At 71.2% G+C, this 236-nt stretch carries 1 protein-coding gene; it reads left to right on the forward strand.

Annotation, left to right across the window (positions count from 1 at the left end; all coding sequences use genetic code 11):
• Positions 1-236: helix-turn-helix domain-containing protein (locus FMEAI12_RS25400; RefSeq protein ID WP_146776765.1), on the forward strand; the 236-nt coding region annotated here is incomplete at both ends.

Raw genomic sequence — 236 nt, forward strand, 5'->3', positions numbered from 1 at the left:
GCACCGTGAGCTCCTCGCACGGAAATGGACCTATCCGCGGAAGTCGCCCGGACGGCCACCGATCCGCGGGGAGATCCGCAACCTGGTCCTGCGCCTCGCGCAGGAAAATCCGACCTGGGGCCACCGCCGGATCCAGGGAGAACTGATCGGGCTGGGTTCCCCGGTCGGGGTCGCCACCGTCTGGCGGATCCTGCACCGCGCCGGCGTCGACCCCGCACCCCGCAGGTCCGACACCT

It is taken from the genome of Parafrankia sp. Ea1.12, from assembly GCF_900465275.1.
GTDB classification, from domain to species: Bacteria; Actinomycetota; Actinomycetes; order Frankiales; family Frankiaceae; genus Parafrankia; species Parafrankia soli.